This is a genomic window from Bradyrhizobium sp. Arg237L (genome assembly GCF_029990105.1).
Taxonomy (GTDB): Bacteria; Pseudomonadota; Alphaproteobacteria; order Rhizobiales; family Xanthobacteraceae; genus Bradyrhizobium.
Genome location: NZ_JAQMIL010000076.1, coordinates 18,568 through 43,886, shown reverse-complemented (window position 1 = coordinate 43,886; position 25,319 = coordinate 18,568). Strand labels below are relative to the sequence as shown.

The window sequence follows — 25,319 nt, the reverse complement described above, 5'->3', positions numbered from 1 at the left end:
AACCGTTTTTTTCAGGCCATTAGCGCGCTGACGTTTACTTTCGATTGACTGTTGTGCGCTCTTTTTGCGACACGGGATTTCGAAACCAGCGTGCGAGTCATCGTTAAGCGTTAAACCCGGCGTCGGCTGAAGGCGCCATCCAGGAGAGCCCAAGACATGAAGAAGACATTAGCTGCCTTCGTCGCGGTCGCAACGATTGCCGGTTCGCTGGCTGTCGCGCCGGCTGCCAAGGCCGGAGACGGCCAGATCGCAGCCGGCGTGGCCGGCGGCCTGATTGGCGGCGCCCTGCTCGGTGGCGCGATTGCTGCGAGCCGTCCGGCTCCGGTCTATGTCGCACCGGCGCCGGTCTACGTTGAAGAAGCTCCGTGCCGCATGATTCGCGAGCGCTTCTGGGACGGCTACGGCTGGCGTTTCCGTCGCGTTCAGGTTTGCGACTAAGCTGACCCGGCTCATCGAGCCACTGAATCAAAACCCGGCCGACATCCAGGCCGGGTTTTTCTTTGCCCTTATCGCCGACGGCTACCTCGCCGCCGTCATCGCGCGCAGCACCGCTTCACTCGGCCAGCAATCAACCTTCAGGCCTGCCGATTTCTGGTAGGCGCCGAGCGCGGCGCGGGTCTGCATCCCGGCCTTGCCGTCGAGCTTGTCCTTGTAGAGACCGATCCGCGTGAGATGGCGCTGCATCGCCTCGACGTCGGCGGTGCGCAATTGCGTGGTCGCCGACCAGGGCGTCGCGAACGGCACCGGGCTCGTCATGCGGTCGGCGAGATGGCCGACAAACAGCACGTAGAGATCGGAAAAATTGTATTCCTTGATGACGAAGTAGTTCTTCGTGGTCAGGAATGCGGGGCCATAGATGCCCTCGGGCTGCAACAGCGAGGCCGGCTGCGCCTGTTCCGTCGCGCTGAGCTTCTGTCCGCGCACCGGCACAAAGCCTGCGCCCAGCCATTCGCCGACCGGCCTCGTCACCTCGGGTACGCCCATGGTGCAATCGACATTGGCCGGCGCCTTCACCTCGTAGGCCCAGCGCACGCCCTTCTGCCAACCCTTGTTGACGAGCTGCTGGGCGGCGGAGGCGAGCGCATCCGGCACCGAGTGCCAGATATCGATGCGGCCGTCGCCGTCGAGATCGACGCCATGCTTGTAGTATTCGGATGGCAGAAACTGCGTAAACCCGGTGGCGCCGGCCCAGGACGAGCGCATTTCCTGGCGCGTCACCGCGCCCTCGCCGAGGATCTTCAGCGCGAGGATGAACTCGGTGCGGTACTGGTCCTTGCGGCGGCCGACATAGGCCTGTGTCGCCACCACGCGCAGCGTGTCGTAGGGTAGCTTGTAGCGGCCGTAATCGGTCTCGCGGCCCCAGATCGCGAGCACCACGGTTGCCGGCACGCCGAAGCGATTTTCGATCTCGTTGAGATCAGCGCGGTGCTTCTGCATCAGCCGCTGCCCCTCGACGGCAAGCCGCGCGATCGATGCTTCCTTGACGTAATCCGCCGGCACCTGGACGAATTCAGCCTGGGACGGTGCGCCGGTCGCCGGGCGGCCCGGCAGGATCAGATCAGGCAGCTTGTAGTCAGGCTCGAGCCCACGCGTCTCACGATCAAACGTCGCGCGCGACACACCGGCGGCCTGCGCCTCCGGCCACAGTGAGGCGATGAATTGGGTGAAGGCGGCATCGGCGGCGTGGGCTGACGGCACCAAGGGCGACGTCGAGAACAGGAGGCCGAAGGCAAGCGCACGGAGGAATGACAAGACGGGCGGCCTGTTCACACAGCGGTCCAATCCAAGTGCTATCCTGTTCTTGAGGCAGACATTAATCACGCGATGCTAGCACGACACGACAGCCGCCGCACCCTCAATGTCCGGCCGACTGCTTGGCTCCTTCGATCGACGCATTCGAGAGCTTGTCGACGAGGGCAATGCCGATCGCGGAGAGGATGAAGACGGTGTGGATGATCGTCTGCCACATCACGCCGGTCTCAGTGTAGTTGGTCTTGCCCGACGTCAGTGCGCCGGCCTCGATGAAGGTCCGCAGCAGGTGGATCGAGGAGATGCCGATGATCGCCATCGCCAGCTTGATCTTGAGCACGCTGGCGTTGACGTGGCTCAGCCATTCCGGCTCGTCTGGATGTCCCCGCAGGTTGAGGCGCGAGACGAAGGTCTCGTAGCCGCCGACGATCACCATCACCAAAAGATTCGAGATCATGACGACGTCGATCAGGCCGAGCACCGCCAGCATGATCTGCTGCTCGCTGAAATCAAAGGCATGGGCGAACAGGTGCCACAGTTCCTTGATGAACAGCACGACATAGACGCCCTGAGCGATAATCAGCCCGACATAAAGCGGCAATTGCAGCCAGCGCGATCCGAAGATCAGCATAGGGACCGGGCGCAGCGGTATGTTCTTCGGCGGCACGGGTGCGTCGGAGGTGGCAGACATTATGAATTTGCTCGTGGCAGGATTTGGGATTGCGGAATGCTATATCTACGCAATCTCGTCGTGGTGGGAAGCGACAACTGGCCGCAGCAAATTGTCGCTAGACTGCCGTCACCTCGTCAGCTTCTTGTATTTCACCCGATGCGGGATGATCGAATCCTGGCCGAGACGCCGCATCTTGTCCTTTTCGTAATCCTGGAAGTTGCCTTCGAACCATTCGACATGGCTATCGCCTTCGAAGGCGAGGATGTGAGTGGCGATGCGGTCGAGGAACCAGCGGTCGTGGCTGATGATCACGGCGCAGCCGGCGAAATCCTCCAGCGCCTCTTCGAGCGCGCGCAGCGTGTCGACGTCGAGGTCGTTGGTGGGCTCGTCGAGCAGCAGCACGTTGGCGCCCGACTTCAGCATCTTGGCAAGATGCACGCGGTTGCGTTCGCCGCCTGAGAGCGCGCCAACCTTCTTCTGCTGGTCGGCGCCCTTGAAATTGAAGGCCGAGCAATAACCGCGCGAATTCACTTCGCGCTTGCCGAGCAGGATCAGCTCGTTGTTGCCGGAAATCTCCTCCCAAACGGTCTTGCTGCCGTCGAGCGCGTCGCGCGACTGATCGACATAGCCGAGATGGACGGACTCGCCGGTCGTGATCGTGCCCTGGTCGGGCTTCTCCTGCCCGGTGATCATGCGGAACAGCGTGGTCTTGCCGGCGCCGTTCGGACCGATCACGCCGACGATGCCGCCGGGCGGCAGCTTGAAGGTGAGATTGTCGATCAGCATGCGGTCGCCGAACGACTTGGTCAGGCCTTCGAAATCGACGACGTTCTGGCCGAGCCGCTCGGCGACGGGGATGATGATCTGCGCGGCCTGAGTCTGCTTCTCGCTCGCCTTCTTGAGCAGATCCTCGTAGCGCTGGTAACGCGCCTTGGACTTGGCTTGGCGAGCCTTGGGCGAGGATGCGATCCACTCCTGCTCGCGCGCCAGCGTCTTCTGATGCGCCGCGTCCTCGCGGCCCTCCTGCTCGAGCCGCTTCTGCTTCTGCACCAGCCAGGAGGAATAGTTGCCCTCATAGGGAATGCCGCGGCCGCGATCGAGCTCGAGAATCCAGCCCGTGACATTGTCGAGGAAGTAGCGGTCGTGGGTGACGATCAGGATCGCGCCGGGATACTGCCGCAGATGGCCTTCGAGCCAGGACACAGATTCGGCGTCGAGATGGTTGGTCGGTTCGTCCAGCAGCAGCAGTTCGGGCTGGTCGAGCAAGAGCCGACACAGCGCGACTCGGCGGCGCTCGCCGCCGGAGAGCTTTGTGACGTCGGCGTCGTCGGGCGGACAGCGCAACGCGTCCATCGCCTGGTCGACCTTGCTGTCGAGATCCCAGAGGCCCTGGGCCTCGATCTCGTCCTGCAGCTTGGTCATCTCATCGGCGGTCTCATCCGAGTAGTTCACCGCCAGCTCGTTATAGCGATCGAGGATCGCCTTCTGCTTGGCGACGCCCAGCATCACGTTCTCACGGACGGTCAGCTTGGGATCGAGGTGCGGTTCCTGCTCGAGATAGCCGACGCGGGCGCCCTCGGCGACCCAGGCTTCGCCGGTATAGTCCTTGTCGATGCCTGCCATGATCTTGAGCAGCGTCGATTTACCGGCGCCGTTGACGCCGAGCACGCCGATCTTGGCGTCCGGGTAGAAGCTCAGGTGGACGTTATCGAGCACCTTGCGGGTCGGGTAGCTCTTGGTCAGACCTTGCATGAAATAGACGAACTGGCGGGCCATTGAGTCCCCTGGAATCGGCAGGATTTGTGGAAATTTTGCTGCCGCCGATGTAGCCGCCGGGCCCTCAAAGCGCAACCGCACGCCGCGCGTTTTCCATCCGTTCACCCCGATGAATACGGGATTGAAACCATGTGTACGGAGGATGACGACAATTGAAACCATCTTTTAATAAATCGGGCGAAATCTCGTTTTCAGCGTCGAAAACGGCATTTTGCGCAGGCTAAGCCGCGCATGACCAACAGGAGGGCTGTGTCATGGCAACAAGCACGTCCCTGCCCGCCCCGGGGGCCAGCCGCACTGGCCTTGCGAAGATCATCGCCGAACTCCGCGTCTTCTGGCGCCAGTTCTTCACCAGGGCATTCAACCCCTACCGGCCGGAACTGCACTATATGCGCGGACCCGGGCCGGCCTGGCGCGCCAAGCACAGAAGCCGGTTGAGTTGAGCCTGTCGGATATTTGAAGCCGGCGTTTCCCGAACTCCGCTTGCGCGACCCGACGATTGCGCGCAACCATGACGATCTCCCCTGACGGTATTTTCGCCGTCCTTTCGCCACGAACGGGTTCATCGATGACGCGGCTGCGCTGTGCAATCCTCGACGACTATTTCAACCTGTCACTTTCGATCGCGGACTGGTCAGAGATCACGGACCGCGTCGACATCACCGTATTCAGGGAGCCGTTTGCGAGCGAGGCGGCGGCCGCGAGCGCGCTTGCCGATTTCGAGATCATCTGCGCGATGCGCGAACGCACCGCATTCCCGCGCACGCTGTTCGCGGCGCTGCCCGAGCTGAAACTCCTGCTGACCTCAGGCATGCGCAATGCCGCGATCGATGTGGACGCCGCCAAGGAGCGCAAGGTGGTGCTGTGCGGCACGCAATACAGCCGCGACCCGACCGCGGCGCTGACGCTCGGCCTGATCCTGGAACTCACCCGCGGCATCGGCCGGGAAAACGCGCGGATGCATGCAGGTGAGCCCTGGCAGACATTTGCCGGAGTCGAGATCGAGGGCCGCACGCTTGGCGTGGTCGGGCTCGGCAAGCTCGGCAGCCGGATGGCAAAGCTCGCACAGGCGTTCGGCATGAACGTGATCGCCTGGAGCCCCAACCTGACGGCCGAGAAATGCAAGGAGGCCGGCGTCGGCTATGCCAGCAAGGAGGAATTGTTTGCGACCGCCGACATCGTCACCATCCATGTGGTGCTGAGCGAGCGCTCGCGCGGCCTGGTGGGTGCCGCCGATCTCGCGCGGATGAAGCCGACGGCCTATCTCGTCAACACCGCGCGCGGGCCGATCGTCGACGAGAACGCGCTGCTGGAAGTCCTGACCGAGAAGAAGATCGCGGGCGCCGGCATCGACGTGTTCTCGGTGGAGCCGCTGCCGGCCGACCATCCCTTCCGCAGGCTCGACAACCTCGTGCTCACCCCGCATCTCGGCTACGCGACCCAGGAGAGCCTCGGGATCCACTACGGCCAGATGGTCGAGTGCATCGATGCCTGGACCAAGGGCAGCGAACCGCCGCGGCGACTGGCGTAGTCACCGATCTTCGCACAGGGCGGTCGCGACCCGTTCGTCCGTGATCAGGACGTCGGCGAGCCCCGCACGGATCGCCGCGCCGATGATCGGGAGCTTCTGAAGGCCACCGGCCGCAAGGATACGCTCGCGCGCCGCCTTCAGATCGCGCATGGGCGGATGGATCACGCGCTGGGTCAGGGGATGCGTCACCGCGTTGCCGTCCTTGTCGAGATAGTGGCCGCAGATATCGCCGACGGCGCCGGCGTCGCGCAGCGATTGCCACGTCTCGCGCGAAATCACGCCATATTCCAGCGCTTTCGATTGTTCGGACAGATCGATGGCGCTGAACAGGGCGATATCCAGCTCCGCGGCCATTGCGAGAACCGAGCGCACCGGCTCGCTGGAAACCAGCGCATCGCGAAGTTGCGCCGTTGCCGCGAACATCGGCGCGGTCACGTAGTAGCATGTCGCACCCAGCGCGCGTGCCATCATCGCCGCGTTGTCGTAAGGGTTGATCGCCGTGCTTTCGGCAAGCCCGCCGCACAACAGAACGACACGGCAGCCGTCGCCGGAACGGCGCCGCAGATTTTGCGCGGCCATGTTGATGGTGCCGCCCCAGGTGATGCCGAGAGTCCCGGCGGGCGGCAGGTGCTCGGAGATGTAGTGGCCGGCGGCGGCCCCGACGAGGTTGCGGACATCGGTGTCGCCAATGGGCGCAGGCACGACGATGGCGTTGCGCAGCTTGAAGCGTGCAGCGAGGCGGGCCTCAAGTTCGCTGCAAGGACCGAAGGGACTGGCAATAGAAATCTGGACGACGCCGCGCTCCCGCGCCTCTCCCAGGATCTGGTTGACCCGCTTCCGCGTGATTTTCAGGTGCTGTGCGATGACGTCCTGGGTCTGCCCCTCCTTGTAGTAGTGCCAGCAGATGCGGGCGACCAACGCGTCCCCGTTCTCCACTTCCGGCCCGAACGTTTCGATTTCCGTCGCCTGTCTGGTCACGCTGTTCCCCATCGAATCTTCGTCGCTTAGCCAAGTCACATATGTACCAATATTGTCACATATGTGTAGCAGCCGATTGTTAGGCTCCGCCGCACCTCACGCGGAGCAGCGAAATGTACCGAAAACTCCTGATTTCAATTGCACTTAGCTCGATACTCACGTCGCCAGCCTTCTCTCAATTCTCAGACAATAAGATCGTCATCGGGGTTATGGGCGATCAAAGCGGCGTGGTCTCCGATGTCGGCGGGCCGGGCTCGATCAAGGCCGCGCGAATGGCGGTTGCCGATTTTGGCGGCTCGATCGACGGGGTCCCGATCGAGATCATCACCGCAGATCATCAGAACAAGCCGGACGTCGCCTCAGCCATCGCACGCGAATGGTTCGACCGGCAAGGCGTCGACGCCATTGTCGACCTGCCGCATTCGGGCGCGGTGTTCGCGCTGATGACGATCGCGACCGAGAAGAAGCGGTCGCTCCTGGTATCGGGTGCCGCCAGCGTCGAGATCACCGGCGGACGTTGCTCGCCCTACGTGACCCATTGGACCGACGATACTTACGCGCTGGCGCGCGGCACGGCTGCGGCGCTGACCGAACAGGGGCAGAAGTCCTGGTTCTTCCTCACTGCCGACTATGCGTTCGGCCACGACCTGGAGAAAGACGCCAGTGCCGTGGTGCAGGAGCGCGGCGGCAAAGTGCTCGGCAGCGCGCGCCATCCGCTCAACACCGCCGATTTCGCCTCGCTGTTGCTGCGCGCCCAGAGCTCGAACGCGCAGGTCGTGGCGCTCGCGAGCGCCGGTGCCGACACCGTCAATGCGATCAAGCAGGCCGGCCAGTTCGACATCATGCGCACGCAGAAGATCGCAGCGCTCCACGCTTTCGTCACCGACGTCCACAGCCTCGGCCTCGAAGCGGCGCAGGGGCTTATCATCACCACGGGGTTCTATTGGGATGACAGCGACGGCACGCGCGACTTCGCGCTGCGTTTCCTGAAGGAACACGGCCGAATGCCGACGCGCGAACAGGCCGGCGTCTATTCCGGCGTGCTGCATTTCCTGAAGGCCGCGAGAAGCGCCAAGAGCGACGATGCCACGATCGTCAATGCCGAGATGCGCCAGCTTCCGGTCGATCGGTTCGGGCGGCAGGCAGTCGTGCAGCAGAACGGCCGCCTCGCCTATGATCTCGGCGTCTATCGCGTGAAATCGCCGGCGGCGAGCCGGCAGCCCTGGGACTATTACGAGCGGATCGCCACCGTTCCCGCCGCGACCGCCTTCCGCCCGGCGGCCGAATCCGGCTGCAGCATCACGGCCTCGGTTCGATGATGACCGACTCAATGCCTCCAAACCACCTGTCGGCCAGCAGGCTGGCCGACAGGCTCAAGCGGGGCGACATAGGCGCGCTCGATTTGATGAATGCCTGCCTCGACCGGATCGCCGCGCGTGAGCCCGAGGTCAAGGCGTGGGCTTTCCTCGATGCGGAACGGGCGCGCGAGCAGGCGCGGCGTGCGGACGAGCACCGCGCATCAGGTGGGCCGCTCGGCGCGCTGCACGGCCTGCCGATCGGGGTGAAAGACGTATTCGACACCGCCGACATGCCGTCCGAATATGGCAGCGAGACGCTTCGCGGCCGGCGGCCAAACGCCGATGCGGATGCCGTGGCGGCGCTGCGCCGCGCCGGCGCGATCATTGTCGGCAAGACCGCGACATCCGAATTCGGGATGTACCATCCGAGCCCGACCCGCAATCCCAAGGACCTGTCGCGCTCGCCGGGCGTGTCGTCGGCGGGCTCTGCGGCCGCAGTCGTCGACCACATGGTGCCGCTGGCGCTCGGCACGCAGCATACCGCTTCGACCACCCTGCCCGCGTCGTTTTGCGGGGCATTCGCGTTCAAGCCCTCGTTGGGATTCACGTCGATGGCGGGATCGAATGTGCTGGTGCCGCGGATGGCGCATGTCGGACTGTTGGCCCGCTCGATCCCGGATGCATGCCTTTTCGCCGGCGCGTTCGATCCCGCGTTGGCTGCTGTCCAGCCTGCGGCAACAGCGCCCCGTCTTGCCCTGGTGAAGGGGCCGGGCTGGAAGCTGATCGATGACGACGCGGGCCAGGCGTTCGAGACATTCATCCAGTCACTGCCGACCGCCATCGTCGAGGTCGAACTCCCACTTGAATTCGATCAGGCGCTTGATGTCACCTTCGGGCTGCTCAACCCGCATCTCGCTTATCGTTTCGGCTCGGAGCCGACTGAGACCATCCGCCGCTATTGCGCGCCGCTGCAGCAGGGAATCGAAGCCGGCCGCACCATCAGCGCGGCACGCTACCTCACGCTCGATGCGCAGGCCGATCGTCTCCTTGAACTGGCCTCGCTTCTGTTCATCGAACAAGATGCGTTGATCACCCTGTCGGCGCCGGGCGAGGCGACCCGGCTGGAAGATGGGCCGGGCTCCGGCGTGATGTCGATGCCATGGAGCCTCTGCGGCCTGCCTACCGTCTCGCTGCCGCTGCTCAGAGGCCGTCAGGGGCTTCCAATCGGCGTCCAGCTCATAGGCGCCCACGGGCGCGATGGCGACTTGTTGCGCGCCGCCGGTTGGCTCGAGAATGCAACCCGCGAAAGCACGGGCGAGGCGGAGGTCTGAGCGTCGCATCACCTGCTCAGGCGGCGGCGCTGTGGCCGCCGGAGTGCCCGACGATTTCGGCACAGCCGGTGCGCCAGGATGGATGCGACGGCTGCCAGCCGAGCTCGCGCCTGGCTTTGACATTCGAGCCCGCCCGCACCTCGGTCATCATCGCCACCATATGTTCGCCGGCGAGCAGGCGGCCGAGCCAGACCGGCACATGGAACGGCGGCTTGGCGCCCACGATCGCCGCGAGCGCCGGCAGCCATTCGCTGACTTCCGCGGGCTCGTCGTCGACGATGTTGTAGATGTTGCCGGCTCTGCCGCGCTCGATCGCGGCAACGGTGGCGGATGCCGCGTCGGCGACATGGATGAACGACCACCAGCCGCCGCCATCGCCGATCATCGGCACGCGCCGGCGCCGCAATTGATCGATCATCGCCCGCGACAGTATGCCGGTATCGGGGCCGTAGAACGATCCGTATCGGAGCACGATTCCTTCCGGCTGCTCAGAGCCGGTAACCGCCCGCTCCAGATGCTGGATCGCCTCCAGCGTGCGGCGCAATTCCTGCGGCGGATCGGGATCGAGCGGATCGGCCTCCGTTTTGACCGGTGCGCCGCTTCGGCCATAAGTCCAGCCGCAGAAGCTCTGGGCGACGAAACGCCTGACACCGGCTTCGCGCGCGGCGGCCAGCAGGCAATCGGTGCCGAGGGTGCGCAGCCGGTTAGTGACCGCGAAGGCACGATCGAAATGGCGGAGATCGGTGACATTAGCGAGGTCGGTCATCTGATGGACGATCACCTCGGGCTGCTTCGCAATGACCGCCGCGCGGACGGCCTGTGCATCGAGCCCATCGACGATGACAGGCTCGACGCCCATCTGCCCGATCGCCTCGGCTTTGGCTGATGTTCGCGTGGTGCCGATCACCGAATGGCCGGCCCGGATCAGGGCGGGAACGAGTTGTCGGCCGATAGCGCCGGTGGCGCCTGCAACAAGGATGCGCATGGCATTATCCCCACGTCGGTTGCAGCCCTCTGGCACGTAATCCAGCCGAACACGAATTCAAGCGCGGGAATTTGACAGAAGTGCAAAGCCTGCCGATCACGGTCGCACCAAACAAAAAAGGCGCGCTGTTCGCGCGCCTTTTGATGTTGAATTGTAATCGCCCTAGCGGATCGTGACCGGGGCCGGCAGCGGCGGCACTGTCGTCGGCTGCGTGCCCGGCAGCGGCGCGGCGGCTTGCGCCTGGGTCGGCGCTGGGGCCGCCGCAACGGGCCCGCCGGGCGGCGGCGCAGCGGAGGCGGTAGCGGTTCCAGGCGGCGGACCGCCCGGCATCACCACCACGCGGGTGCCGACCTTCACGCGATCGAAGAGGTCGGAGACGTCCTCATTCAGCATGCCGATGCAGCCCGACGAGACGAACTTGCCGATCGTCGACGGCTGGTTGGTGCCGTGGATACGGTACACGGTCGAGCCGAGATACATCGCGCGCGCGCCGAGCGGATTGCCGGGGCCGCCGGCCATGAAGCGCGGCAGATAGGGCTGACGCTCGATCATCTCGGTCGGCGGATACCAGTCCGGCCACTCCGCCTTGCGGCTGATCTTCTGCACGCCGGTCCAGGTGAAGCCGTCGCGGCCGACGCGAACGCCGTAGCGGACTGCGCGGCCGCCGCCCAGGATGTAGTAGAGGTAGGTGTTCGACGTATCGACCACGATGGTGCCGGCCGGCTCCTTGGTCGCGAACGACACCTCCTGGCGACGCAGGTTCGGCGGCAGTTGCACGGGAGCGGCTTCCGGCTGCTCTTCCGGCGGCAGCGCCGCGACCGTCATCGGCCTGCCGTCGCTGCCGACCTGGGGCTGCTGCGGCACGGCGCCGGTGACGGCAGGCGCACCACCCGCGGCGCCCACGGACTCCGGCGGGCGCATGGCGCGATCATCGGGATAATTATAATTCTGCGCCGGCCCCTGGGGACGATCGGCGTAGATCACCGGCGGCGGGCCTGCCGGACGGCCGTAGCGCGGATCATCGGGCGACATGACCGGGCCGGTCGGCATGTTACGATCCGAATAGGCCGGCGGCGGCGCGCCCATCGGGCGGCCATAGCGGGGATCGTTGGGCGAAAGCACCGGTCCGGGCGGCGACAGCGACGCCGAACTCTGGCCGTTCGGCGCCTCGTCGTCCTCTTCAAAGACATCAAAATCCGACGGGCGGCGGTCGTCGCGCACGTAGCCAGGGGGCGGCGGCGGATAGGAGCCCTGAGGAGCGGAATAGACCGGACCTGGCCCTGCGGGGTAGCCCTGCTGCGCCTGCGCAACCGAAGTTCCTGCCGCGCCGAGCGCTGCGGCAGCACAAATCGTCAGAATGCGGTTGATCATCATCGCTCTTGTATAGTCCCCAAGCCACACCGGACCGTTAACGGCACTTGAAGGAAGATAGCGGCGCATTCAAGACAATTCCGCGAAATCCGGCCCGAATCGGTCATTTTGTGATTGGGCAGTGATCGCTGCGGCAAAGATGCCTCACCGTCGGGAAAAGTTATTCCGTTGGACTACGGGCGTCATTCCCCGACATTGGTTGCGATATCCTCGAATCGGCTTGATTCGCTGCCTGCGAGCGGCCTTCCCCTGTGGTCACCGCGTTTCCTCTGGCTCAAAAGAACACTTCGGCAAAGACGGAACCGCACCCATGCTTCCCGGTCTTCGTTTCCTGTTCGCGGCGATCGTGCTGTCGACGTCGGTCCTGATCTTCGGACTTGGCGCCGCGGCGCTTCTGCGGGCTGCCCATGAGGAAGTCGCGAGCATCCCGTCGCGACGCAGCCCACCGGAGCCCGTCTTCGCGCAAGCCCAAACACAAGTTCAAGAGAAGCCGCCGACGCTCGCCATGCTGCGCGTCGACGCGTCCGCAGCAGAGACAACAGAAAAGGCGCCGGACAGCGCCGAGACGTCCCCTGCTCCGACCACACCAATCGCCGATGCTCCCGCGCCGGCGGAGCCCGAGCAGGTGGCGGCCGTGAAGCCCGATGAGCCTGCCTCGACCGAGACGCCGCCGCCTGTGGCAGATGCTCCGGAACCACAGGCACCGACGACGGCAGCCCAGACGGAAACTCCTGCTCCCGCCGAAGAGACCAAGCCTGCGGCGGTCGCAGAGGTCCCGCCCGCGAACGACGCCACGCCCTCCGCACCCGAGGCGCCTGCCGCAGCGGAAGAGAGTCCGGCGGCGGCCAAGATCGCCACGCTGGGCGGCCCCGCGGTTACCGTCGAGGAAACGACGTCCGCAAAGAGCGCGGACGCGAAGCCGGATCAAAGCGCCGCCAAGAAGCGTGCGCGGGCGGAGCGTGCCAGGGAGCGTCGGCGCGTGGCGGCGCAGCAGCAACGCCTGATGCGGCAGGCCCCGCCACAGCAGGTGCTCGATCCGTTCGGCCAGCCGATGCTCGCGCGCCCGACGCGCTGATCGTCTGGAATCAGGCGGGTCCCGTCGCGATCGGCGGCCCGTCCGGCAATCCCCATTCGGCCCAGGAACCGTCGTAGAGCGCACTGCCGCGCACGCCGAGGCGATAGAGCGCGAGCGTCAACACCAGCGCCGAGACGCCGGAGCCGCAACTGGTGACGATCGGCTTTGCCGTGTCGACGCCGGCGGACGCAAATGCCTTGCGCAATTCATCGAGCGGCTTCATCGCCCCGGTCTTCGGGTCGAACAGATCGGCATAAGGAACGTTGCGGCTGCCTGGGATGTGGCCGGAGCGACGGCCGGGCCAGGGCTCGACCACGGTGCCCTCGAACCGCGGACGCGGCCGTGCATCGATCACCTGTTCCTTCTTGGTCTCGATATTGCCGAGCAATTGCTCCTTGCTGCGGACGAAGCTTGGATCGAACTTGGCCTGGAATTTTCCAGGCTTCGCTGTCACGGGACCGGATTCTGTCGGATGTCCCTCGGCCTTCCACTTCTGCAAACCGCCGTCGAGCACCTTCACGTTCGGATGGCCGAACGAAAGGAACATCCACCACGCCCGCGGCGCTGCGACCCAGCCGCCGGCATCATAGGCGACCACGGTGTCGTCGGAGGAGATGCCGAGCGCGGAGACGTTCTGCGCGAACTGCTCGGCGGTCGGATACATGTGCGGGCGCGGGTCGTTCTTGTCGGCGATCGCATTGACGTCGAAGAACACCGCACCGGGAATGTGGGCGGCGATGAAATCGTCTGCCGGCAACGGCAACACGCCCGGCATCTTGTAGGAGGCGTCGATGACCTTGACCTTGGGATCGCCGAGATGGGCGGCAAGCCAGTCGGTGGAGACGAGCGGGTCTTCAGTGGTGGTCATGGATGGATCTCCGGCACTTCGCAAATCGTCATTGCCGGGCTTGGCCCGGCAATCCATCCTCTTCGAGAGGATGGCCCTTTTGTCGGGATAGACACGCGGGTCAAGCTCGCGTGTGACGAGCTTATTTCTTCTTCGGCTCCCACTTCTCGATCGGGCCGCCGGCGTCGCGCCAGGCGGCAAAACCGCCGCCCATATGGGCGACCGGCTTCAGCCCCATGTCCTGCGCGGTCTTCGCAGCCAGGGCCGAGCGCATGCCGCCGGCGCAATGGAAGATGAACTTCTTGTCCTCTTGGAAGATCGGCTTGGCGTAGGGGCTCGCCGGATCGATCCAGAATTCGAGCATGCCGCGGGTGCACGAGAAGGCGCCGGGGATCTTGCCATCGCGCTCGATCTCGCGGGGATCGCGGATGTCGACGATCACGACGTCACCGTTCGGGAGCAGCTTGATGGCGTCGGCCGCACTGACGGTCTCGATCTCGGCATTGGCTTCATCCATCATCTGCTTGATGCCGCGGTGAATGGTCTGGGGCATGGGGCTCTCCCTTGGCTGTTTCCTGTCATTCCGGGGCGATGCGTAAGCATCGCCCCGGAATCCATTCGGCCACATGCGCCGGCGGAGAAATGGATTCCGGGTTCGCGCTGCGCGCGCCCCGGAATGACGACGGTTGAACTTACCGTACCAGTTCCTTCATCGCATTCTCCAGACCTTCGATCGTGATCGGGTACATGCGTTCGGAGAAGATGCGGCGGATGATGGTGGTCGATTCCGAATAGTCCCAGTGCTTCTGCGCCACCGGGTTGAGCCACACCGCGTGCGGATAGGTGCGGATGATGCGATCGAGCCAGATCGAACCGGCCTCCTCGTTGACATGCTCAACCGAGCCGCCAGGGACCATGATCTCGTAAGGCGACATCGAGGCGTCGCCGACGAACACCACCTTATAGTCGTGCGGATATTTGTGCAGCACGTCCCAGGTCGGCGTGCGATCGGTGAAGCGCCGCTTGTTCTGCTTCCAGACGCCCTCATAGAGGCAGTTGTGGAAGTAGAAATACTCCATGTGCTTGAATTCGCTCTTCGCGGCCGAGAACAATTCCTCGACCTGCTCGATATGCGAATCCATCGAGCCGCCGATATCGAAGAACACCAGGACCTTCACCGCGTTGCGCCGCTCGGGGCGCATGTGCACGTCGAGATAGCCGTGATTGGCGGTTTCCTTGATCGTGGTGTCGAGATCGAGCTCGTCGGGCGCGCCGGTGCGGGCGAACTTGCGCAGCCGCCGCAGCGCGACCTTGATGTTGCGGATGCCGAGCTCGACATTGCCGTCGAGATCCTTGAACTCGCGCTTGTCCCACACCTTCACGGCGCGGTTGTTGCGGTTCTTCTCCTGGCCGATGCGGATGCCTTCGGGATTGTAGCCATGGGCGCCGAAGGGCGATGTGCCGGCGGTGCCGATCCACTTGTTGCCGCCCTGGTGCCGACCTTTCTGTTCCTCGAGCCGCTTGCGGAGCGTCTCCATGAGCTTGTCCCAGCCCATGGCTTCGATCTGCTTCTTCTCTTCCTCGGTGAGGTATTTTTCCGCGAGCTTCTTCAGCCACTCCTCAGGGATTTCGGCCTTGTCCATGGCATCGAGCAGGCTCTCCAGCCCCTTGAACACGGTGCCGAAGACACGGTCGAATTTGTCGAGGTTGCGCTCGTCCTTCACCAGCGCCGAGCGCGACAAATAGTAGAAATTCTCGACACTCTGCTCCGCCAGGTCGGCGTCGAGCGCCTCCATCAGCGTGAGATATTCGCGCAAGGTCACAGGGACCTGGGCCTCGCGCAGCGATGTGAAGAACTGCAAGAACATGTTCCATAGATCGCCCGCCGGGGTCGCGCCGTCAAGGGCACCCGGGTCTTTAGGGCAGCATCACGGGGTCGGCACCGAGGTGCGCGGATCATTCCGCAAGGCGGAAAGGGCCCGCCTAATTTCAAGGCGGTAGCGGTTAGCTCAGTTGCGTTCAGGCGCTGGAATCCACGCTAGACCTGCTTGGTTTTTCCATTAGTATCAAATTGAAACTCATCATGACGGGGTAGTATGAAATTCACCGGTACCAAGGATTATGTCGCCACCGATGACCTTAAAGTCGCTGTCAACGCCGCCATCGTGCTGGAGCGCCCGCTTCTGGTGAAGGGCGAGCCCGGCACCGGAAAGACGGTGCTGGCCGAGGAAGTCGCTAAGGCGCTCGATGCACCGCTTCTGACCTGGCACATCAAGTCCACCACCAAGGCACAACAGGGCCTCTACGAATATGATGCGGTGTCGCGGTTGCGCGACAGCCAACTCGGCGACGCCCGCGTCTCGGACATCAAGAACTACATCAAGCGCGGCAAGCTGTGGGAAGCCTTCACCAACGAGAAGCGCCCGGTGCTCTTGATCGACGAGATCGACAAGGCCGATATCGAATTCCCCAACGATCTCCTGCTCGAGCTCGATCGCATGGAGTTTTTCGTCTACGAGACCGGCGAGAACATCAAGGCCAAGCTGCGCCCGATCGTGATGATCACCTCCAACAACGAGAAGGAGTTGCCGGACGCCTTCCTGCGGCGCTGCTTCTTCCACTACATCAAGTTCCCCGATGCGGACACGATGGAAAAGATCGTCGACGTGCATTTCCCCGGCATCAAGAGACGTCTGGTGGAAGAGGCCTTGCGCATCTTCTTCGAGGTGCGGGAAGTGCCGGGCCTGAAGAAGAAGCCCTCGACCTCCGAATTGCTCGACTGGCTGAAGCTGCTCCTGAACGAGGACATCACGCCAGAGATGCTGCGGGAGCGCGATCCGCGCAAGCTGATCCCGCCGCTGCACGGCGCACTGCTCAAGAACGAACAGGACGTGCACCTGTTCGAGCGGCTGGCCTTCCTGAGCCGCCGCGAAGTCTGACTTGACGATCTACGAAGCGCCGGGAGCACCCCGGCGCTTCGCGCGTACTGCCAATAAAACAACAAAAGAGCGGGGAAGATGAACGTCCAAACACAGATCCGTGCTGCCGAACCCATCACCTCTGAGCATTTCGACGTCCTGATCGTGGGCGCCGGCATTTCAGGTATTGGCGCCGCCTACCACCTCACCACGCAGTGCCCCGGGACCAGCTTCGTCGTGCTGGAGACGCAGAAGACGTTCGGCGGCACCTGGAGCACGCACCGCTATCCCGGTATCCGATCCGACAGCGACCTCCACACCTTCGGCTATCGCTTCAAGCCGTGGACCAGCGCGCCGATCGCAACCGCCGCCGAGATCCTGAAATATATGGGCGACGTGATCGAGGAGAACGACCTCGCGCGCCACATCCGCTATCGCCACACCATCACGTCGGCAAAATGGTCGAGCGAGACCAATCTCTGGACCATCGACGCCACGCGTATCGACACCGGCGAACACTTCCGCTTCACCACCAACTTCTTCTGGATGTGCCAGGGCTACTATCGCCATGCCGAGGGCTATACGCCCGAATGGAAGGACATGGCCAAGTTCAAGGGCCCGATCGTGCATCCGCAGAAATGGCCCGAGGACCTCGACTACAAGGGCAAGCGCGTCGTCGTGATCGGCTCCGGCGCCACCGCCGCGACGCTGATCCCGGCGATGGCCAACGAGGCCGGCCATGTGACCATGCTGCAGCGCTCGCCGACCTATTTCCGCACCGGCCGCAACGCGATTGAGATCGCCGAGCAACTGCGGCAGTTGCAGGTCGACGAGAAATGGATCCACGAGATCACCCGCCGCAAGATCCTGTTCGACCAGGACGCCTTCACCCGCAAGACCTTCGAGAAACCTGAAGAGGCCAAGAAGGACTTGCTGTCCGCGGTCGAAGCCTATCTCGGCAAAGATTATGACATCGCGACCCACTTCACGCCGCGCTATCGCCCGTGGCGGCAGCGCATCGCCTTCATTCCCGACGGCGACCTGTTCCAGGGCATCAAGGCCGGCAAGGCTTCTGTCGTCACCGACGAGATCGAACGCTTCACCGAGAAGGGCATCCTGCTGAAATCCGGCAAGGAGCTCGAAGCCGACATCATCGTCACCGCGACCGGCTTCAATCTGTGCGCCACTGGCGATATCGAATTCGAGCTCGACGGCAAGCCGCTCGATTTCGCCGATACCGTGACCTATCGCGGCATGATGTTCACGGGCGTGCCAAATCTCGTCTGGGTGTTCGGCTATTTCCGCGCGAGCTGGACCCTGCGCGTCGACCTCGTCGCCGACTTCGTCTGCCGCCTGCTCACACACATGAAGGAAACGGGCGCGAAGAAGGTCACGCCGGCGTTGCGACCGGAGGACCACAACATGCCGATCCTGCAGTGGATCGACGAGGAAAACTTCAACCCCGGCTACATGCTGCGCGGCATGCACCTGTTGCCGAAGCGCGGCGCCAAGCCGGAATGGCAGCACAACCAGGACTACTGGGCCGAGAAGGACGAGTTTCCGACGATCGACCTCGCGGACAAGGCGTTCGTGTACAGCTAGACCCTCGTCCCAGCGGACGCTCTCAACGTCATTGCGAGGAGCGACAGCGACGAAGCAATCCATCTCTCCACACGTGGCGCGATGGATTGCTTCGCGGAGCCCGTCATCGGGCGCGCGTTCGCGCGACCCGTTGGCTCGCAATGACAGCTCAGGCCATTTCGGGAAACCTTACCGCCTCCGGCGCGGTCCGCCCGCGGATCATGTCGGAGGCCTTGTCGGCGATCATCATCGTCGAGGCGTTGAGATTGGCGGAGATCATGCGCGGCATGACGGACGCGTCGACCACGCGCAGGCCCTGCAATCCGTGGACGCGGAGCTGGTCGTCGACCACGGCCCATCTGGCATCTGCCGGACCCATCCGGCAGGTGCAACCGGGATGGAATGTGGTGGTGCCGCGCTCTGTCGCCGCCGCCAGGAGTTCGTCGTCGCTCTGCACGTTCGGTCCGGGGAAATCCTCGTAGTCATAGTAGGGCGCAAGCGGCGCTGACTTCAGAAGCCGGCGCGCCAGCTTCATGCCGGCGACGACGACGCGGCGGTCGAGTTCTTCGACGAGATAGTTGGTCTGGATGATCGGCGGTGCGAACGGGTCTGACGAGCGGATGCGGACATAGCCGCGGCTCTCCGGCCGCTGCTGCCAGGAGGCGACCGTCATGCCGGGCTCGTCCTCGAGCTGGCCCTGCACGCCTTCCTTGTAGCTCGCCGGCGTGAAGGTGAGCTGGAGGTCCGAGCTTTCCGTGGTCTCGCCGGAATGCCAGAAGCAATAGACCATGGTCGGCGACAGCGACAGCAGGCCGCGCCGCGTCGTCGCCCATTTCAAGGCCTCGACCCACAGGCTCAGTCCGCGCCGGAGCTCGTTGATGGTCTTGATGTTCTTGACGCGCGCGACCGAGCGCGGCGCGTAATGGTCCTGCAATCCCTCGCCGACACCGGGCAATGCATGGCGCACCTCGATGCCGTGCGACTGCAACAGTTCGGGCGAGCCGACGCCGGATAATTGCAGGACCTGCGGCGAGTTGTAGGCGCCGCCGGAGAGGATGACTTCCTTGTTGGCGCGCACCTCGACCGGCTCGCCGCCCCGCCCTCCCCGAAGATAGCGCACGCCGACCGCGCGCTTGCCTTCGAAGATGATGTTGATGACATGCGCATGCGTGCGCACGTTGACGTTCGGCCGCTTGCGCGCCGGATGCAGGAACGCTTTCGCCGCGCTCATGCGCAGGCCGTTCTGGATCGTGCGCTGGCAGTAGGACACGCCCTCCTGGATCGCGCCGTTGTAGTCGGGGTTGCGCGGAATGCCGAGGCTGACGGCCCCCGCCATGAAGGCTTCGCAGAGCGGGTCCTGCCAGTCCATGGTGGTGACGGTGAGGCTGCCGTCGCGGCCGCGATAGGTCTCGTCGCACTCGCCGACGCGGCGTTCCATCCGCTTGAAATAGGGCAGCACGTCCGGATAGCCCCAGCCGCGGTTGCCGAGCTGCGCCCAGGTGTCGAAGTCCTGGCGCTGGCCGCGGTTGTAGATATGGCCGTTGATCGAGGACGAGCCGCCGAGCGTCTTGCCGCGCGGCGCATAGATGCTGCGGCCGCCGGTCCAGGGGCCCGGCTCCTGCTGGTAGGCCCAGTTGACGCTCTTCATGTGGAACGTCTTGATGAATCCCGCCGGCAGATGGATATAGGGGTGCCAATCTTTCGGGCCGGCTTCGAGCACGCAAACCGTGGTGCCGGCATCCTCGCTCAAGCGGTTGGTCAGAACGCTACCAGCGGAGCCCGCGCCGATAATCACATAATCGAACGTTTCCATCGTCTCGTTTCTGGCGCGGCAGAGCGGCTACCGCGGCTTTTCGTTGAGTTGATAGTTGAGATGCGCCTTCACCGTCGGCCATTCACTGGCGATAATGCTGTAGACGACGGTGTCGCGCAACGTGCCATTCGCTGCGATCTGGTGGCTGCGCAGGACGCCGTCCAGCTTGGCGCCGAGCCGCTCGATGCCGCGGCGGCTCTGGTGGTTGAAGAAATGCGTGCGGAACTCTACCGCAATGCAATCGAGTGCCTCAAAGGCGTGCGTCAGTAACAGCAATTTGCACTGCGTATTGACCGCGCTGCGCTGCACACGCTTCGCGTACCAGGTCGAACCAATCTCGACGCGCCGGTTGGGCGCATCGACATTCATATAGGTCGTCATGCCCGAGATGGTGCCGCCGGCATCGAACACCGTGAACGGCAGCATCGATCCGGCCGCCTGCAGACCAAGCCTGCGGTCGATCTCTTTGCGCATGTCTTCCGGGCGCGGAATGGACGTGTACCAGAGCTTCCAGAGCTCGCCATCCTTCACGGCCTCGACGAGTCCGTCGATGTGATCCTGCGACAGCGGCTCCAGCCGCGCCTGCGCGCCGCGAAGGGTGATCGGTTCAAGCCAGGGCATGCAACATCCTCTCCGTCATTGCGAGCGAAGCGAAGCAATCCATAGCGCCACTTGCGGGGACAGTGGATTGCTTCGTCGCTTCGCTCCTCGCAATGACGTACTACATCACTTATTCAAAAAATTCAGCGGCAACCCAGGCCGCGACCAGTCCATCGCGATCAGCTCGCCCTTGCCTGACAGCGTGATGTAGGCGGTCTTCAGCTCAGGTCCGCCAAAGGCGATGTTGGTGGTGACGCGGTCGCCGGTCGGCACCTGCTCGACCAGGGTACCATCAGGCGCGATCACGGAGATGCAGCCCGAAACCAGCGTCGCCACGCAGACATTGCCGCTCGCCTCCACCGCAAGCGAATCGAACATCTGGTAGCCGCCGAGCCCGGCAATCGGCTTGCCGCGTTCGCCGCGATAAATCACGTCGCGCGGCTTGACGGTTCCGGGCGCAGAAAGATCATAGGCCCAGAGCCGCGCGGTCGGCGTCTCCGCGATGTAAACCGTGTTCTCGTCCGGCGACAGGCCGATGCCGTTGGCGGGCAGCAGGCCGTGCACGCCTTCGACAATCTCCTTCATGCCGGGCTTGATGTAATAGAATGCGCCGACATCCATCTCGCGGGCGCGACGCTTGCCGAGATCGGAGAACCAGAGCCCGCCATGCTTGTCGAAGACAAGGTCGTTCGGTCCCCTCAGGGCATGCTCGCCGCATTTGTCGACGACGGTCTCGACGTTGCCCGACTGCAGGTCGACGCGCTGGATCGAGCCGCCGATATAATCGTCCGGCTGCGGCCCCGGCATGATCATGTTGCGCGTCGGGATCCAACTGAAGCCGCCATTGTTGCAGATGTACATCTTGCCGTCGGGACCGAGCGCGGCGCCATTGGGGCCGCCCGGAATCTGCGCCACCACTTCCTTGCGCCCGTCCGGATAGACCCGCGTTAGCCGCTTCCCGCGGATTTCGACCAGCACCACCGATCCATCCGGCATCACCACCGGCCCTTCCGGAAATTCGAGATCGGTGGCAAGAACGCGGATATTGGCCATGAAATCCTCCCGGCTGCTTATGGCTGCAAGGGGATTTTTCGACCGCCCCACGCAACGTATTGTTGGCGCGGAGTTATGGCAAAGACGCCGTTGCTTGCCAAGCAAGCGCGAAGCAGGGCAGCTTTGCGAGCTGCCGTAGGATGGGTAGAGCGCCAGCGAAACCCATCGTCTCGCCCCATCCGAGCCGGCGCATTGATGGGTTTCGCTGCGCTCTACCCATCCTACACGTCCATCACTCCTTGACCGGCACCCAGATCTCGAGGCCGCCATTGCCGGTCATAGGATCGAACGTCTCGTCATAGCGCTCGAAGTTCGGCGCATCGGCCGCCTTCATGCCGGATTGCGGCAGCCAGTGATTCCAGATCGTGTTCACAGTCCGCCGGATCGTGGAGATGTGCTCGCTGTGGGTGAAGACCGCATATTTCTGCTCGGGGATTCGCACCCGGCTGAACTCGCGCGGCAGATCGGAGAAGTCGGCGACCTCGACGCCGGCGATGTAATCGAAATTGCCGGCGTCATCTCCGTTGCAGCAGACGCCATAGGCGACGTTGCCGATGCGGCCGGGAATATTGCCGACCGTCTGGTGAAAGCGTTGCCACTGGTTCGGAATGCCGGCGCCATCGCAATTGGCGTGATTGTAGCGTTCGCCGACGCCGGCGACGAGGAACGCCTTTCCGGTCGCAATACGCGGCGGACTGAGATGATCGAGCGCGGTTGAATCCATCATGATCGGCTCCTGTAGTTTAAGCTTGCTGAGGCACGTCGTGGCGCGAACCGTTTCGGGCGTGACGCCGAAATGGTCGCGGAACGCGCGGGTGAACGCTTCGTGAGAGCCGTAGTCCGCATCCAGCGCCAGGCTGAGAATATCCGGCGCGCCGCTCGCGAGCGCGCGAGCCGCCTCGCTGAGACGGCGGGCGCGCACGTATCGCATCACCGAAAACCCCGTCGCCGCCGCAAACGCGCGCACCAGATGGAAGCGCGAGACGCCGGCGATGCCGGCGATCTCGTCGAGCGTCAGCGGCTGACCAAGATGGCTCTCGATGTACCAGAGCGCCTTCTGGGCTGGATTCATGGCTGTCGGCCTTCCCTCAAAGCGCGTCCATCATGCGCGATCGCGCCGAGCACCGTTTGACAGTCCTTGCTGTCCGGCAGCAATCAGAGCGTCGTTCCGTCCCACGGAAATTGCAACCCACCCCTTCGCTGGCAAGGCCAAGCCAATCGTGCATACTCGCTGACGCATCGATCCGACGGCTCACCCAAAGCTGCCCATAATCAAGACTGCAAGAGCCGCGGCGAACTGTCAGGGAGGACAATGATGCATTACCGGCTCTTGAACTATGCCCAATCCACGCTGCTTGCGACACTTCTGGCTGTCGCGCTCGCGGGAACCGCCAGCGCACAAAAGAAATACGACCCCGGTGCCACCGACACCGAAATCAAGATCGGCAACATCATGCCCTACTCCGGCCCGGCTTCGGCTTATGCCACCATCGGCAAGACCGAAGCGGCCTATTTCAACAAGCTCAACGCGGAAGGCGGCATCAACGGCCGCAAGATCAACTTCATCAGCTATGACGACGCCTATAGCCCGCCGAAGACGGTCGAACAGGCACGCAAGCTCGTCGAGAACGACGAGGTGCTGCTGATCTTCAACCCGCTGGGCACGCCGGGCAATACCGCGATCCAGAAATACATGAACTCGAAGAAGGTGCCGCAGCTTTTCGTCTCCACCGGCGCCGCCAAGTGGAACGATCCGAAGAATTTTCCGTGGACCATGGGCTGGCAGCCCAGCTATCAGGTCGAAGCGCGGATCTACGGCAAGTACATCCTGCAGAACTATCCCGGCAAGACGATCGGCGTGCTCTACCAGAACGACGATTTCGGAAAGGACTATGTGATCGGCCTGCGCGACGGCCTCGGCGATCAGGCTGGCAAGCTGATCATCGTGGAGACCTCCTACGAGACCAGTTCGCCCACGGTGGATTCCCAGGTGGTGCAGATCAAGGGCGCCAATCCCGATATCTTCGTCAACATCGCGACGCCGAAATTCGCGGCGCAGGCGATCAAGAAGATCGCCGAGCTGGATTGGCACCCGGTGCAGTTCCTGACCAACGTGTCCGTCTCGATCGGCGGCGTCATGAAGCCGGCCGGCTATGAGGCCAGCCAAGGCGTGCTTTCCACCAACTATCTGAAGGATCCCAAGGACGCCGAATGGAAGAACGATCCCGCCATGAACGAGTGGCGGGCATTCATGGGCAAATGGTATCCTGAAGGCGATCTCGACGACGCCGCGACCGTGTTCGGCTATGGCGTCGCCAAGGGGCTCGAGCAGGTGCTGCGCCAATGCGGCGACAACCTCACCCGCGAGAATGTCATGAAGCAGGCGGCCAATCTCGATTTCCAGATCGGCATCTACCTGCCGGGCACGCGCATCAAGACCGGCCCGAACGACTTTGCGCCGATCGAGCAGCTCCAGATGACGCGCTTCAAAGGCGAGAGCTGGGAACGGTTCGGCCCCGTCATGAGCGGCGAGAAGAACTCTTAAAAGTAGCCGTCGCTTCAAATCGACGTATCCCGCTCGTGCGGGATACGCCATTCCGCCTTGGAGAAACACCATGAAAATCACTGATGTCCGCGCACACCACATCCGCATCCCCTATGACGCCGGCCCCGCGAGCTTCCGGCAGGGCGCGTCGGCGATCGCTGCGCTCGACATGGTGCTGGTCGAAGTTTCGACCGATAGCGGCCTCACCAGTTGGGGCGATGCCTTCGCCTATGTCTGTCCGCGCACGACCTGCACCGCGATCGAGGAAATGATCGTGCCGCAGGCGCGTGGCCTCGACGTGCCTGATGCCTCCGGCATTCCCGCCGTCATGGAGCAGATCCAGCGCAACCTGCATCTGTTCGGCCGCTACGGCATCACGATGTTCGCGATCTCGGGACTCGACATCGCGCTGTGGGACCTTGCCGGCAAGATCAAGGGCGTGCCGCTGCATCGGCTGATCGGCGAGGCCAGACGCGCAAAGATCCCGGCCTATGCGAGCCTGATGCGGATCGGCACGCCGGAACATATCGCCGGCGAATGCGAGGCCGCGCTCCGTCGCGGCTATGGCGCGATCAAGCTGCACGAGACCACGACTCCTGCGGTGTTCGCGGCACGCAACGCGATCGGCAGCGACGTCCCGCTGATGGTCGACATGAACTGCCCGCTGGATGGCCCGAACGCGATTGCTTTCGCTCAGGCCTGCCAGGCGGCAAGTCCGATGTTCCTCGAGGAGCCGGTCTGGCCACCGGAGGATTTTGCCGCGCTCGCCGACGTGCGCGCCAAGGGCGGCCTCGACATCGCGGCGGGCGAGAATGCCTGCACCGTGCACCAATTTCGCCAGATGATGACGGCGGACGCCGTCAGCCATGCGCAACCCTCGGTGACCAAGGTCGGCGGCATCACCGAGTTCCTGAGAGTTGCGGCGCTCGCCGACGAACTCGGCGTCAAGATCGTTCCGCACTCGCCCTATTTCGGACCGGGCTTCCTGGCGACGCTGCACCTGATGTCGATACGGGACGACGGCTTCATCGAAGTCTTCTACATGAAACGGCCCGCCTGCCTCTGGCGCGGCCGCGCCGATGTCGATGCAAGCGGGAGTGCCGAAGTGCCGCAAGGGCCCGGACTCGGCTATGAGCCCGACAGAGACGTGATGGAGCAGTACCGCGTGTCGTGAGGAGGCTTGGCAACTCAGGCG

Annotated in this window: 23 protein-coding genes; 10 read left to right on the top strand and 13 right to left on the bottom strand. The window is 63.7% G+C overall.

The annotated features are described in order from the left end of the window. Positions 1–156 precede the first annotated feature (156 nt). The gene (locus OZ411_RS34410; protein WP_130229897.1) at positions 157–438 is read left to right on the top strand and encodes a hypothetical protein; all 282 of its coding nucleotides are present in this window, start codon (positions 157–159) and stop codon (positions 436–438) included. Between the two features lie 81 nt (positions 439–519). Here the strand turns inward: OZ411_RS34410 and OZ411_RS34405 are convergent, their stop codons facing one another. The 3 genes from OZ411_RS34405 to ettA all read right to left on the bottom strand — a co-directional run bounded on the left by OZ411_RS34405 (position 520) and on the right by ettA (position 4,198). Then, positions 520–1,719, bottom strand: a complete 1,200-nt coding sequence (locus tag OZ411_RS34405; RefSeq protein WP_282531498.1) for a lytic murein transglycosylase — start codon at positions 1,717–1,719, stop codon at positions 520–522. Positions 1,720–1,855: 136 nt separating this feature from the next. Continuing rightward, complete coding sequence (locus tag OZ411_RS34400; RefSeq protein WP_130582514.1) at positions 1,856–2,440, bottom strand: TIGR00645 family protein; 585 nt, start codon at positions 2,438–2,440, stop codon at positions 1,856–1,858. Positions 2,441–2,548: 108 nt separating this feature from the next. After that, positions 2,549–4,198, bottom strand: a complete 1,650-nt coding sequence (ettA, locus tag OZ411_RS34395) for an energy-dependent translational throttle protein EttA (RefSeq protein ID WP_282531487.1) — start codon at positions 4,196–4,198, stop codon at positions 2,549–2,551. Positions 4,199–4,452: 254 nt separating this feature from the next. On the opposite strand from ettA, the gene OZ411_RS34390 reads away from it, so the two are divergent. Together OZ411_RS34390 and OZ411_RS34385 are read left to right on the top strand one after the other, a co-directional pair. Continuing rightward, positions 4,453–4,641 carry a hypothetical protein gene (locus OZ411_RS34390; protein ID WP_282531486.1) on the top strand — a complete coding sequence of 63 codons (189 nt, stop codon included), beginning with the start codon at positions 4,453–4,455 and terminating at the stop codon, positions 4,639–4,641. Between the two features lie 125 nt (positions 4,642–4,766). Beyond that, positions 4,767–5,729, top strand: a complete 963-nt coding sequence (locus OZ411_RS34385) for a D-2-hydroxyacid dehydrogenase family protein (protein WP_282531485.1) — start codon at positions 4,767–4,769, stop codon at positions 5,727–5,729. Here OZ411_RS34385 and OZ411_RS34380 read toward each other — a convergent pair whose 3' ends face one another. After that, positions 5,730–6,707, bottom strand: a complete 978-nt coding sequence (locus OZ411_RS34380; RefSeq protein WP_282531484.1) for a sugar-binding transcriptional regulator — start codon at positions 6,705–6,707, stop codon at positions 5,730–5,732. It lies immediately after the preceding gene. A 113-nt stretch (positions 6,708–6,820) separates the two neighbouring features. On the opposite strand from OZ411_RS34380, the gene OZ411_RS34375 reads away from it, so the two are divergent. Both OZ411_RS34375 and OZ411_RS34370 read left to right on the top strand, forming a co-directional pair. Further along, on the top strand, positions 6,821–8,026 hold the full coding sequence (locus OZ411_RS34375; protein WP_282531483.1) for an ABC transporter substrate-binding protein: 1,206 nt from the start codon (positions 6,821–6,823) through the stop codon (positions 8,024–8,026). An 11-nt stretch (positions 8,027–8,037) separates the two neighbouring features. Beyond that, on the top strand, positions 8,038–9,336 hold the full coding sequence (locus tag OZ411_RS34370) for an amidase (protein ID WP_282531482.1): 1,299 nt from the start codon (positions 8,038–8,040) through the stop codon (positions 9,334–9,336). Between the two features lie 16 nt (positions 9,337–9,352). On the opposite strand, the gene OZ411_RS34365 is transcribed toward OZ411_RS34370, so the two are convergent. Both OZ411_RS34365 and OZ411_RS34360 read right to left on the bottom strand, forming a co-directional pair. After that, positions 9,353–10,321 carry an NAD-dependent epimerase/dehydratase family protein gene (locus OZ411_RS34365; protein WP_130584338.1) on the bottom strand — a complete coding sequence of 323 codons (969 nt, stop codon included), beginning with the start codon at positions 10,319–10,321 and terminating at the stop codon, positions 9,353–9,355. 162 nt (positions 10,322–10,483) lie between these two features. Further along, on the bottom strand, positions 10,484–11,695 hold the full coding sequence (locus OZ411_RS34360) for a L,D-transpeptidase (protein ID WP_282531497.1): 1,212 nt from the start codon (positions 11,693–11,695) through the stop codon (positions 10,484–10,486). A gap of 307 nt (positions 11,696–12,002) precedes the next feature. Here OZ411_RS34360 and OZ411_RS34355 point away from each other — a divergent pair, with 307 nt between their 5' ends. After that, positions 12,003–12,767, top strand: a complete 765-nt coding sequence (locus OZ411_RS34355) for a hypothetical protein (RefSeq protein WP_282531481.1) — start codon at positions 12,003–12,005, stop codon at positions 12,765–12,767. A 10-nt stretch (positions 12,768–12,777) separates the two neighbouring features. Here OZ411_RS34355 and sseA read toward each other — a convergent pair whose 3' ends face one another. The 3 genes from sseA to OZ411_RS34340 all read right to left on the bottom strand — a co-directional run bounded on the left by sseA (position 12,778) and on the right by OZ411_RS34340 (position 15,482). Continuing rightward, positions 12,778–13,635, bottom strand: coding sequence for a 3-mercaptopyruvate sulfurtransferase (gene sseA / locus OZ411_RS34350; protein ID WP_282531480.1), 858 nt, complete (start codon positions 13,633–13,635; stop codon positions 12,778–12,780). A 121-nt stretch (positions 13,636–13,756) separates the two neighbouring features. Further along, positions 13,757–14,167, bottom strand: coding sequence for a rhodanese-like domain-containing protein (locus OZ411_RS34345; RefSeq protein ID WP_130580355.1), 411 nt, complete (start codon positions 14,165–14,167; stop codon positions 13,757–13,759). 139 nt (positions 14,168–14,306) lie between these two features. Further along, on the bottom strand, positions 14,307–15,482 hold the full coding sequence (locus OZ411_RS34340) for a VWA domain-containing protein (RefSeq protein WP_130580356.1): 1,176 nt from the start codon (positions 15,480–15,482) through the stop codon (positions 14,307–14,309). Between the two features lie 228 nt (positions 15,483–15,710). Here OZ411_RS34340 and OZ411_RS34335 point away from each other — a divergent pair, with 228 nt between their 5' ends. Together OZ411_RS34335 and OZ411_RS34330 are read left to right on the top strand one after the other, a co-directional pair. After that, positions 15,711–16,553, top strand: a complete 843-nt coding sequence (locus OZ411_RS34335; protein WP_130580357.1) for a MoxR family ATPase — start codon at positions 15,711–15,713, stop codon at positions 16,551–16,553. A gap of 78 nt (positions 16,554–16,631) precedes the next feature. Further along, a complete protein-coding gene (locus OZ411_RS34330) occupies positions 16,632–18,134 on the top strand; it encodes an NAD(P)/FAD-dependent oxidoreductase (RefSeq protein ID WP_282531479.1) in 1,503 nt (500 codons plus the stop codon). A gap of 148 nt (positions 18,135–18,282) precedes the next feature. Here the strand turns inward: OZ411_RS34330 and OZ411_RS34325 are convergent, their stop codons facing one another. The 4 genes from OZ411_RS34325 to OZ411_RS34310 form a co-directional block, all read right to left on the bottom strand. Then, positions 18,283–19,926 carry a GMC family oxidoreductase N-terminal domain-containing protein gene (locus OZ411_RS34325; RefSeq protein WP_282531478.1) on the bottom strand — a complete coding sequence of 548 codons (1,644 nt, stop codon included), beginning with the start codon at positions 19,924–19,926 and terminating at the stop codon, positions 18,283–18,285. A 27-nt stretch (positions 19,927–19,953) separates the two neighbouring features. Next, a complete protein-coding gene (locus OZ411_RS34320; RefSeq protein WP_282531477.1) occupies positions 19,954–20,547 on the bottom strand; it encodes a GNAT family protein in 594 nt (197 codons plus the stop codon). Positions 20,548–20,652: 105 nt separating this feature from the next. Then, positions 20,653–21,579, bottom strand: a complete 927-nt coding sequence (locus OZ411_RS34315) for an SMP-30/gluconolactonase/LRE family protein (RefSeq protein ID WP_282531476.1) — start codon at positions 21,577–21,579, stop codon at positions 20,653–20,655. A gap of 232 nt (positions 21,580–21,811) precedes the next feature. Beyond that, positions 21,812–22,651, bottom strand: coding sequence for an AraC family transcriptional regulator (locus OZ411_RS34310; RefSeq protein WP_282531475.1), 840 nt, complete (start codon positions 22,649–22,651; stop codon positions 21,812–21,814). Between the two features lie 240 nt (positions 22,652–22,891). Between OZ411_RS34310 and OZ411_RS34305 the strand changes: the two genes are divergently transcribed. Together OZ411_RS34305 and OZ411_RS34300 are read left to right on the top strand one after the other, a co-directional pair. After that, a complete protein-coding gene (locus OZ411_RS34305; protein WP_282531474.1) occupies positions 22,892–24,124 on the top strand; it encodes an ABC transporter substrate-binding protein in 1,233 nt (410 codons plus the stop codon). Positions 24,125–24,194: 70 nt separating this feature from the next. After that, positions 24,195–25,298, top strand: a complete 1,104-nt coding sequence (locus tag OZ411_RS34300; protein WP_282531473.1) for a mandelate racemase/muconate lactonizing enzyme family protein — start codon at positions 24,195–24,197, stop codon at positions 25,296–25,298. The last annotated feature ends 21 nt before the right edge of the window (positions 25,299–25,319 follow it).

Bases quoted from the DNA above. Each gene is read 5' to 3' on its own strand.
- OZ411_RS34410 (WP_130229897.1), top strand. From the start codon at position 157: ATGAAGAAGACATTAGCTGCCTTCGTCGCGGTCGCAACGATTGCCGGT.
- OZ411_RS34400 (WP_130582514.1), bottom strand. From the start codon at position 2,440: ATGTCTGCCACCTCCGACGCACCCGTGCCGCCGAAGAACATACCGCTG.
- ettA (WP_282531487.1), bottom strand. From the start codon at position 4,198: ATGGCCCGCCAGTTCGTCTATTTCATGCAAGGTCTGACCAAGAGCTAC.
- OZ411_RS34390 (WP_282531486.1), top strand. From the start codon at position 4,453: ATGGCAACAAGCACGTCCCTGCCCGCCCCGGGGGCCAGCCGCACTGGC.
- OZ411_RS34385 (WP_282531485.1), top strand. From the start codon at position 4,767: ATGACGCGGCTGCGCTGTGCAATCCTCGACGACTATTTCAACCTGTCA.
- OZ411_RS34375 (WP_282531483.1), top strand. From the start codon at position 6,821: ATGTACCGAAAACTCCTGATTTCAATTGCACTTAGCTCGATACTCACG.
- OZ411_RS34370 (WP_282531482.1), top strand. From the start codon at position 8,038: ATGCCTCCAAACCACCTGTCGGCCAGCAGGCTGGCCGACAGGCTCAAG.
- OZ411_RS34365 (WP_130584338.1), bottom strand. From the start codon at position 10,321: ATGCGCATCCTTGTTGCAGGCGCCACCGGCGCTATCGGCCGACAACTC.
- OZ411_RS34360 (WP_282531497.1), bottom strand. From the start codon at position 11,695: ATGATGATCAACCGCATTCTGACGATTTGTGCTGCCGCAGCGCTCGGC.
- OZ411_RS34355 (WP_282531481.1), top strand. From the start codon at position 12,003: ATGCTTCCCGGTCTTCGTTTCCTGTTCGCGGCGATCGTGCTGTCGACG.
- sseA (WP_282531480.1), bottom strand. From the start codon at position 13,635: ATGACCACCACTGAAGACCCGCTCGTCTCCACCGACTGGCTTGCCGCC.
- OZ411_RS34345 (WP_130580355.1), bottom strand. From the start codon at position 14,167: ATGCCCCAGACCATTCACCGCGGCATCAAGCAGATGATGGATGAAGCC.
- OZ411_RS34340 (WP_130580356.1), bottom strand. From the start codon at position 15,482: ATGTTCTTGCAGTTCTTCACATCGCTGCGCGAGGCCCAGGTCCCTGTG.
- OZ411_RS34335 (WP_130580357.1), top strand. From the start codon at position 15,711: ATGAAATTCACCGGTACCAAGGATTATGTCGCCACCGATGACCTTAAA.
- OZ411_RS34330 (WP_282531479.1), top strand. From the start codon at position 16,632: ATGAACGTCCAAACACAGATCCGTGCTGCCGAACCCATCACCTCTGAG.
- OZ411_RS34325 (WP_282531478.1), bottom strand. From the start codon at position 19,926: ATGGAAACGTTCGATTATGTGATTATCGGCGCGGGCTCCGCTGGTAGC.
- OZ411_RS34320 (WP_282531477.1), bottom strand. From the start codon at position 20,547: ATGCCCTGGCTTGAACCGATCACCCTTCGCGGCGCGCAGGCGCGGCTG.
- OZ411_RS34315 (WP_282531476.1), bottom strand. From the start codon at position 21,579: ATGGCCAATATCCGCGTTCTTGCCACCGATCTCGAATTTCCGGAAGGG.
- OZ411_RS34310 (WP_282531475.1), bottom strand. From the start codon at position 22,651: ATGAATCCAGCCCAGAAGGCGCTCTGGTACATCGAGAGCCATCTTGGT.
- OZ411_RS34305 (WP_282531474.1), top strand. From the start codon at position 22,892: ATGATGCATTACCGGCTCTTGAACTATGCCCAATCCACGCTGCTTGCG.
- OZ411_RS34300 (WP_282531473.1), top strand. From the start codon at position 24,195: ATGAAAATCACTGATGTCCGCGCACACCACATCCGCATCCCCTATGAC.